The sequence below is a fragment of the Amnibacterium sp. genome (assembly GCF_025463795.1).
Classification (GTDB): Bacteria; Actinomycetota; Actinomycetes; order Actinomycetales; family Microbacteriaceae; genus Amnibacterium.
Window position 1 is genome coordinate 21,278 of the sequence record NZ_JAODBE010000192.1, and the last position, 7,923, is coordinate 29,200.

Below are 7,923 nucleotides of genomic sequence, written 5' to 3' on the forward strand. Positions count from 1 at the left end.
CGGCGTACCCTTCGGCCATGCCTCGGAGGTCCCGATGATCGGCCCGCAGCTCATGGACGTGACCGTCGGAACGGCGCTGCTCGACACCCTGCTCATCGGCGGCGCGGGCGTCACCGTGACCGTCGGGGCCGTCGCGACGACCGCCGTGCTCGCCGTCCGGCGCATCCGGCGCAGCCCCGCCGTCACCGCGGCGTCGCTGAGGATGCGGTCCATCACGGAGTCCGGCCCGCGGCGCGAGGTCGTGCGGCTGCGACTCCAGCTGCTCCAGGCGGTCGACGGGGGCCGTGCCGCGATCGGCGCCGCCGACCCGAGCGTGGGCCTCCCTGGGGACGCCCCGGTGCTCTTCCGGCGGATCCAGGCCGAGGCGAAGGTCGTCGACCAGCACCTCCGGGTGCTGCAGAGCGAGGACGACCGCGACGCGCTGCGGGCGGCGCTGCCCGCCATGCGTCGGCGCGTGACCGAGCTCGTCGGTCTCGTCCGGCAGCTCCGCGCCGCGGTCGCAGCCGGCCTCGAGGCGGCATCCGACGGCGCCATGACCGAGCTCCGGGCGGACGTGGAGCGCGAGGTGACCGCGCTCCGCGCCGGTCAGGATCGGCTGCGCAACCGGGACGGGCTGCCCTCCGGACCGGGCTGGACCACGAAGGGAGCGATCCGATGAAGATCTCCACCCGCCTACGGAACCTGTTCCGCATCAAGGCGAACCGCGCGCTCGACCGGATGGACGACCCGCGCGAGTCCCTCGACGACAGCTACGACCGGCAGGTCGACATGCTCGCCCAGCTGCGCCGCGGCCTCGCCGAGGTCGCCACCGCCCGCAAACGCATCGAGCTGCAGGGCGAGGAGATCGGCGCGCGCTACGACCGCCTCGGCGATCAGGCCCAGGAGGCGATGGACCAGGGCCGCGAGGACCTCGCGCGCATCGCGCTCGAGCGGCGTTCGGGCCTCGAGCAGGAGATCGTCACGCTTCGCGGCCAGTTCGAGGCGCTCCGCCAGCAGGAGGAGCACCTGACCGAGAACGAACGGCGCATGACGGCCAGGGTCGCGGCGTTCCGCACGCAGAAGGAGACGCTGAAGGCCTCCTATACGGCGTCGTCGGCCCAGGTCAAGGCGAACGAGAGCGTGGCCGGCATCAGCGCCGACTTCAACGGCGTCGGCCGCGCCGTCGACCAGGCCAAGGACAAGGTGCGTCAGATGCAGGCCCGCGCGGCCGCCACGGACGAGCTGATCGCACGCGGTGTCGTGCAGGACCAGACTGCCGCCCCGGACGAGGACCTTGACCACCAGCTCGCCGCCGGCCGCTCGTCGGCGGACATCGAGCGCCAGCTCCAGGCCATGCGGGAGCAGCGCCGTCGCGGAGCCGTCGAGGGCGGCTCCGGCTGGCTCGGGATCGGCCGGGCTTCGTCCACCGAGGAGCAGCCGACCGGCCGCTGACCCGCTCGCCGGGTCAGGAGTCCAGGGCGAAGGGGCGCCGGGAGGTCCTCAGAGCGCCCGCCGCGCGGTCACGCCGACCAGGAGCGTCCGCACGTAGAGCAGCGTGGCGGCGAGGAATCCGGCGGCCATGACGAACGAGAGCCAGCCGCTGTCGAGCAGGACCGTCAGCACGCCGTCGACGAGGGTGGCCGTGACGACGGCGAGCCCCCACGCCGCCTCGCGCCGTGCGAGCCCCTCCTGCCGGGCGACGGCGAGCAGTCGCGCCGCCACGATGACGATGCCGATGCCGATGAGGACGTGCAGCCCTAGGACGATCGAACGGATCAGCCGGGCGGCCCCGTCGTCCGGCAACAGGTTCACCGACATGCCGAGCAGGAACTCCACCGCGAGTGCGCTGAGGGCTTCGCGTGATCGCCGCACGAGCCGGTCGGAGGTGGTCGTCGTCGCGGCGCTCATCAGCGGACCTCTCAGTCGGGGTTGGTGCTCTCAAGGAGTGTGGACCCGGTTGCGGCCCTCGTCGTCCGACCGGGGGAGTCACCTGCGGTAGGCCGACGGGAGTACGCCGCCGGCGGCGGACCTGCAGTCCGACGATCCGCTGCGGGAACGAGGTCCCCGCCGGAGCGGGCGCGCCGGTTAGGGTCGTCGGCGGGGCGGTAGCTCAGCCGGTCAGAGCAGGGGACTCATAATCCCTCGGTCGCGGGTTCAAGTCCCGTCCGCCCCACCAGCCCGGAACCATCGGGATCTGCGCCTCTTCGCCGAGCGCTGCTCCGTGGCCGTGCGTCGTCCGGTGAGACGGCCGTTCCTCGTGACCGTTCCCATGACCGAGGGGCTGGCTGCTTCGAGGATCCGACGCACGCCGTCCGGAAGCTGCACGGGCATCGTGGGCACGTGGTCAGGTGGTCAGGTGGTCAGGTCGACGGTGATCGGCCACTCCTGATCCCATTCACCCGACTCCGGGGCGAGCCAGAGCAGATGCTGCAGCTGATCGTGCCCGACGAGGCGGTGCACGACGAACTCGTGGACCGTCCCGTTCGGGTGCACGACCGTCTTCCGGTCCGTGCGCCTGACCGCGACGTCGTGCTCGCGCCAGATCGAGGAGAACGCGTCGCTCTCGTCGTGCACCCGATCGATCAGCCGGATCAGCTCGACGTCCCGAGGAAGGCCTCGAAACGTCGTCTCCGTAAGGAGCCGCGGCACGCCGATATCGATCCCCTGCGCGATGACCTGGGGCGGGGGACTAATGGCCTGCCGGCAGCGACCGCTGCGCGGGAGTGCTCCGGGCGGGACAGCATCCGCGAGGTGAAGCGGTCCTACCGTGCAGGTCGCCACATCGTGGTCACCACGGGTCCGGGCTCGGAGTAGGCGATTTCGCTGATCGGCGCGAATCCGACGCTCTCGTATCGGCGGATGTTGGCAGGGTTTGACGACTCGAGGTAGGCGCCGACCCGTTCCTGGTCGATCAGCGTGAGGGTGTGGGCGAGGAGTCCCATGCCAAGTCCGCGGCCTCGGTGATCGGGATGGGTCGCGAGAATCGAGAGGTAGTAGTGGGGCTCGCGGGGGTGCGCGGCCTCGAAGCGGTGCATCAACTCGCCGAAGCGTTCCTGCTCCTGACCGAGCCGGGTGGCGACGTCCGAGAGGCGGTCCTCCTGCTCGGCAGACAGTTCGGAGCCGCCAGGAGGGATCCAGAGCGCGGTCGCTGCGCCGTCCTCAAGCAGCCAGGTCCAGGCATACCGCAGTGCTCCCTCGACGAAGAGACGCCAGAACGACCGCCTGCCCTCGCCGTCAAGCGCGGATAGTGGGCGGCTCCAGACTGGGTCCTCGGCGAAGGCGAGTGTGACGATGTCGGTGATCCCGTCAACGTCCGCCGGTGTCGCCCGGCGCGCTCCTGCAATAGCGACCACGGCGACGGACTGTACTCGCGCGTTGAACGCGCAGGTCGACCAGCGGACGGCTCCTCGCGGGATCGATCCCTTCCTTGCCGCCGAGCGGTGGTGTGCATCGCGCCCCTACTCGGGCCACCTCGGGAGAGTGGAACCGGTCGGCAGCCACGGACGGTCGAACATCCTCAAGAAGCTGAGATCACCAACGGAGTCGCGGTCGCAAGCGCCGTACCGGGGTGGCGAAGCGAGAAGAAGTCCTTGCCCACGCTTTCGATCTCGGCCATTGCATGATCGATGTCTGCAATCGTCGGCAGTAATCCTGACGGCTCTCAGCCGAGGCTTCGCTGCCCGGTCGGCCGCGGAGCTCGCGCGGCGCCGGAGGCGATACCGGCGAGAGCGATGAGGAGGAGCACGACGAGTAGTGCGTTCAGCAGCCCGACTCCCTGTCCGAGGAACCCGATCACGGGCGGCCCAATCAGCAACGAGCAGTAGCCCATTGTCGCCACGGCGCTCACACTTGCGGTCGCGGTGCGCGGGTCATCGGCCGCTGCGGAGTAGGCGACCGGGGCCCCTAGTGCGACCCCGAGCGCCCACAGCACGACGCCCGCGATCGCGAGGGGCACCCAGGGGGACAGGATGACGAGCAGGAGGCCGAGCACCGCGGTGGTCGCGGAGACGCGCAGCACGGGGACGCGGCCGTAGCGTTCGAGCGGCTTCACCCCGGCGATGCGTGCGACGGTCATGGAAGCGACGAAGACGCCGAAGATCGCGGCGCCGACCGCATTGTCGACGTGATAGCCGTCGACCATGGCGAGGCTGAGCCAGTTGTTCGCGCTGCCCTCGGCGAAGCCCATCCCGAGCACGATCAGGCCGATCAGGAGCACGCGCGGGTTCCGCCAGACGGCGAGCCGGGAGCGCCAGTCCGTCGGGGCCGGCTCCTCGCCTGGCTCGGTGACGTGCTCGGCCGGCCGCAGGTAGCGGACGAGGATGAGCGCGACCCCGATGGCGAGCAGGCCGACGCCGATCAGGTGCCAGCCGATGGGCACGTCGAGCACCAGCAGCAACGCACCCAGGCCCGCCCCAGCGACCGTGCCCAAGCTGAACGCGGCGTGGAAGAGCGGCATGATCGTCTTCCCGATCGCGCGCTCGTTCGCGGCTCCCGAGAGATTCATCGCGACGTCGACGATGCTAAAGCCGGCGCCGAGGACGGCGAGCGCGACCATCAAAGAGGCGAGATTCGGCGCGAAGGCAGCGATCGCTCCGGTGCTTGCAAGACCGGCGGACGAGATGCAGGAGAGGACGCGGATCGTCTGCGTCGCGCCCAGCCACGTGACGAGGTGGCTGGAAGCGAGCAGCCCCGCCACCGAGCCCACGGCGAGACCGCCCAGCAGGAGGCCCATCTCAGCCGTGCTGGCGTGAAGGATGTCCCGAACCTGCGGCACGCGGATCGCCCAGCTCGCGAAGGTGAACCCCTGCACGGTGAAGATCACGAAGACCGCGTTGCGCCAGGCGGCCAACGACGGCCCATCGTTCGGGGCGACAAGATGGATGCGGTTCTCGGCTGAATCGGTCACCCCGGAATTTTCCCAGTCGATCGACCCCGCGAGAGGCCTGACAACCGTCCGAGCGGCGGAGCTCAGCAAGCTTTGCGGCATGCTCCTGCACGTACTGATCGGGTCGGACCCCTGGACCAACCTGTGGCGATGAAGTTGACCGATGGCCTTCCGCCGAGCCTCGCAGGCATCGCCGAGCTTCTCTCTGATGCTGCGAAGAGTTACGACAACCGCCTCAAGTGGAACGAGCAGGCGATGTTCAAAGCGGATCTCAGGAACCTCTGCGAGCGTTGGCGTCAGGTGGATCCGAGCGCTTTCTGGAGCAAGTGTCTGCGCGAGGGGATGCGTCCCGATGACGTCAACGAGCTGATCGGCTGGCTCGGGCGCGCGCAGGCCGGCCGCAGGCTGGTCCCACATCGTGCGTATCGGCACACCGGTACAGTCTGCCAAGCGAGGAAGAGCTCAAACTCGCCATGCCGCGAGCAACAGCGCTCGCGACAAGCATCGACTGGTGACGCCCGTGCGGCATCCGTGGCGGCGTCCAGGCGTGGTTTGTAAACGATCCCCTTGGCGCGACTTCGCCGAGGTCAGATTCTGGACGAAGGGAAGAGTCAAGTAAACCTGCAGTAGTCCCGCCCGCCATGGCCTGCGCATCCTGCGACGGGCTCCGACGCCATCGCGGCGGGCCTGAACCTCTTCTCGCGGGACATCTCTCCTCACGGGCACCGATGCCACGCGCTCTTGGCAGCCACCGCGTCCGCTGGTAGATTGCTCGGGTTGCCCTGGACCCCGGCTACGGATCTTTCCGTTGCTGTGTGGAGGGGCCCCGATGGTCAGCATCCAGTCTTTTCCCGGTTCACCCGTCGCGCCGTGGGACCGGCGCACGGGGCACTTTGACGGCGAGTGTCGGGACCGGTCGCGGGCACCGCTCGGCAGCGACACGGATGCCCCCGAGGCAACCGGAGGAACCAGGATCCTGCCGGTCCTGCCCGCCTGCACCACCGTCGGCGTTGCCCGCGAAGTGGCCGGCAGCCACTGATGCATGCCTCGACGACCGTCATCCAAAACCGACTCTCCGCCGAGTGGCCGGCAGGGTCGCCCGCCGACCAGCCGGCGATCGTAGGCGCCGCGACGGTAGAGCCGGTGTTCGACCGGGCCGGACTGGTCTGCGCCTGGATGCTCCCCGACCGGCTCGTCGGCCGGGCCGGCGGGACCCAGGCCTGGCTCGTCGACGGCGCGCTCTACAGCCGCGTCGGCACCCACATCGGCATCCTGCGTTCGGGTCTGTTCTCGGGCACAGATGGACTGGTCAGCGGGTTCCTGTCCTGCGCCGTCGGACCCCCCTCCTTACCCCCGCAGGAATCGACGCCCCCGGCGCCGTCCTCCGTACCTCCCGCACTGCGGCCCCGGTGGAAGCCTCGGCACGTCTCTGCGGCTCCGTCCGAGGAATGGTCCACCTACGGATGGTCCGGGTTCCTCATCGCAACCGGCCGAACCGGGGTTCCACCCTGGCGGGGCCGGCCACGCTTCCCCGCTGGCACGGGCCGGTAGGACTCGAACCATGCACGCCTCGGACGAGGGACCTCGGCTGGACTCGATCGAATGTCCGCGCTGCTACATCCTGTTCGACCTGGTCCACCGGGCCCGCACCCCGTACCTCCTCTGCCCCCGATGCCAGCTCCTCCGCATCATCCCGATGTCGGGTCGCTAATGGTGCCGAACTGCCTTCTCTAAACCGATCCACTGGTCGAACATTGCCTCGTGGCGGAGAACCGCGTCGCGGGGTTCAATCGCCGCAAGTTGCCCTGTCGATCTCGGTGGCCCAGACTCGCTGACAGAAACCGACCGAGTCGGGTGGAGGAGCGGAGTGATCGTCGCGACACAGCGGGCAGGAGTGCCTGCTGCCGCCGTCGTCCCCGAGCACTGGGCCGAGTTCTATGCCGTCTCCGGGGTTCCTGCGGCACTTCGAGTCGGTGACACTATCTACGTCACCGGTCACGACGGGGAAGAGCTTGATCACTCCTACGCAATCGATGTGAAGGCCCAGATCCGTAGGACCTTCGTGACTCTCGAGGAGACGCTCGCGGAGGCCGGCGCGGGGTTGAGCGACGTCGTCGAGTTGCACTCCTATCATGTCGGGCTGCAGGCGCAGAAGGAGCAGCTACTTGCGGTCGCGACCGAGTTCCTGGCAGCGCCGTTCCCGGCGTGGACCGCGGTGGGAGTGGCGGAACTGTACGACGAGGCATCAGTGGTGGAGATCTCCTGCACCGCGCTGGTGCGCCGCGCGTCCGGCGCCTGACATCCGTCCGAACGCATCCGCGCCTGTCCGTCCCGACAAGCTGGGGGATCGGTCTACTGCCTATGCCGCCAGTACGCCCGAACCCACTAACTCGGTCGCCGTGCTGCAAGCCGCCAATCGCTCCGGCCGAACCGGTCCCGCATCGGCAGGCCACCGCGCTTCGGCAGAGGCCTGCGACTCGGCAGGCTCAGCTCCATCCGACTGCCACATCTACACGCCCGTGGCCGCGACGAGTCCGGCCGGGGCACGGGCTGACTATCGGTACGCGGGTGCGCATGGTTCGAGCAGCTCAACGGCACCCTCACCTTCGTGGTCGACGGCCCGTTCAACGCGGTCAACCTGCCGTTTCAAACCAGCTCGACCAGCGTTGGCAGCGACGGCAAGCACACGAGCATCAGCCGCGTTGGCTGTGTGCGAAGTGCGACCTGCGACCGCGACGCGTGGCTCTTGCGATACTTCGCCTACCCTGTGAAATACCGTGTCTCCGGGAGCTCCTGTCCTTAATCCGCCTCGGACCAATTGTCAGAAGTCATCTCAAAACCCTGCCTAGTCTTCGAGGTTTTGATTCACGGGTTGTGATCGCTTGGTGCCGGTCGTGCCGGTCGTGCCGGTCGTGCCGGTCTCGCCGAGTCTCGGCGATCCTTCATGGCGTCCTGGTCAGGCGTGGTGGGTCGTCGTGCTCGCCTGCGCCGAGTAGGTGCTCCAGCCGGCGTGGTTGTGAGCCCTGACCTGGACCCGGTAGGTCGTGCCCGCGTGCAGC

The 7,923-nt window shown here is 69.1% G+C and carries 8 protein-coding genes and 1 tRNA gene; 5 read left to right on the forward strand and 4 right to left on the reverse strand.

Annotated features, from left to right (window positions below):
• Positions 1-34 precede the first annotated feature (34 nt).
• Positions 35-658, forward strand: a complete 624-nt coding sequence (locus JWQ92_RS16020; RefSeq protein WP_297345462.1) for a hypothetical protein — start codon at positions 35-37, stop codon at positions 656-658.
• Positions 655-1,431 carry a PspA/IM30 family protein gene (locus JWQ92_RS16025; RefSeq protein ID WP_297345463.1) on the forward strand — a complete coding sequence of 259 codons (777 nt, stop codon included), beginning with the start codon at positions 655-657 and terminating at the stop codon, positions 1,429-1,431. The genes JWQ92_RS16020 and JWQ92_RS16025 overlap by 4 nt, the downstream gene beginning before the upstream one ends.
• Positions 1,432-1,479: 48 nt before the next feature.
• Here the strand turns inward: JWQ92_RS16025 and JWQ92_RS16030 are convergent, their stop codons facing one another.
• Complete coding sequence (locus JWQ92_RS16030) at positions 1,480-1,887, reverse strand: hypothetical protein (protein WP_297345464.1); 408 nt, start codon at positions 1,885-1,887, stop codon at positions 1,480-1,482.
• 191 nt (positions 1,888-2,078) lie between these two features.
• Between JWQ92_RS16030 and JWQ92_RS16035 the strand changes: the two genes are divergently transcribed.
• Positions 2,079-2,155 (forward strand) — tRNA-Ile (locus JWQ92_RS16035).
• Positions 2,156-2,331: 176 nt separating this feature from the next.
• On the opposite strand, the gene JWQ92_RS16040 is transcribed toward JWQ92_RS16035, so the two are convergent.
• The 3 genes from JWQ92_RS16040 to JWQ92_RS16050 all read right to left on the reverse strand — a co-directional run bounded on the left by JWQ92_RS16040 (position 2,332) and on the right by JWQ92_RS16050 (position 4,885).
• Complete coding sequence (locus tag JWQ92_RS16040; protein ID WP_297345465.1) at positions 2,332-2,628, reverse strand: hypothetical protein; 297 nt, start codon at positions 2,626-2,628, stop codon at positions 2,332-2,334.
• Positions 2,629-2,741: 113 nt separating this feature from the next.
• Positions 2,742-3,332, reverse strand: coding sequence for a GNAT family N-acetyltransferase (locus tag JWQ92_RS16045; protein WP_297345466.1), 591 nt, complete (start codon positions 3,330-3,332; stop codon positions 2,742-2,744).
• Between the two features lie 308 nt (positions 3,333-3,640).
• Positions 3,641-4,885, reverse strand: coding sequence for an MFS transporter (locus JWQ92_RS16050; RefSeq protein WP_297345467.1), 1,245 nt, complete (start codon positions 4,883-4,885; stop codon positions 3,641-3,643).
• Positions 4,886-5,014: 129 nt separating this feature from the next.
• On the opposite strand from JWQ92_RS16050, the gene JWQ92_RS16055 reads away from it, so the two are divergent.
• Both JWQ92_RS16055 and JWQ92_RS16060 read left to right on the forward strand, forming a co-directional pair.
• Positions 5,015-5,422 (forward strand): hypothetical protein, encoded by a 408-nt coding sequence (locus JWQ92_RS16055; protein WP_297345468.1) that lies wholly within the window; start codon positions 5,015-5,017, stop codon positions 5,420-5,422.
• Between the two features lie 1,309 nt (positions 5,423-6,731).
• Positions 6,732-7,163, forward strand: coding sequence for a Rid family hydrolase (locus JWQ92_RS16060; RefSeq protein WP_297345469.1), 432 nt, complete (start codon positions 6,732-6,734; stop codon positions 7,161-7,163).
• Positions 7,164-7,923 lie beyond the last annotated feature (760 nt).

Excerpts from the sequence above, each read along its gene's own strand:
- JWQ92_RS16020 (WP_297345462.1), top strand. The coding sequence starts at position 35 with ATGATCGGCCCGCAGCTCATGGACGTGACCGTCGGAACGGCGCTGCTC.
- JWQ92_RS16025 (WP_297345463.1), top strand. The coding sequence starts at position 655 with ATGAAGATCTCCACCCGCCTACGGAACCTGTTCCGCATCAAGGCGAAC.
- JWQ92_RS16030 (WP_297345464.1), bottom strand. The coding sequence starts at position 1,887 with ATGAGCGCCGCGACGACGACCACCTCCGACCGGCTCGTGCGGCGATCA.
- JWQ92_RS16055 (WP_297345468.1), top strand. The coding sequence starts at position 5,015 with ATGAAGTTGACCGATGGCCTTCCGCCGAGCCTCGCAGGCATCGCCGAG.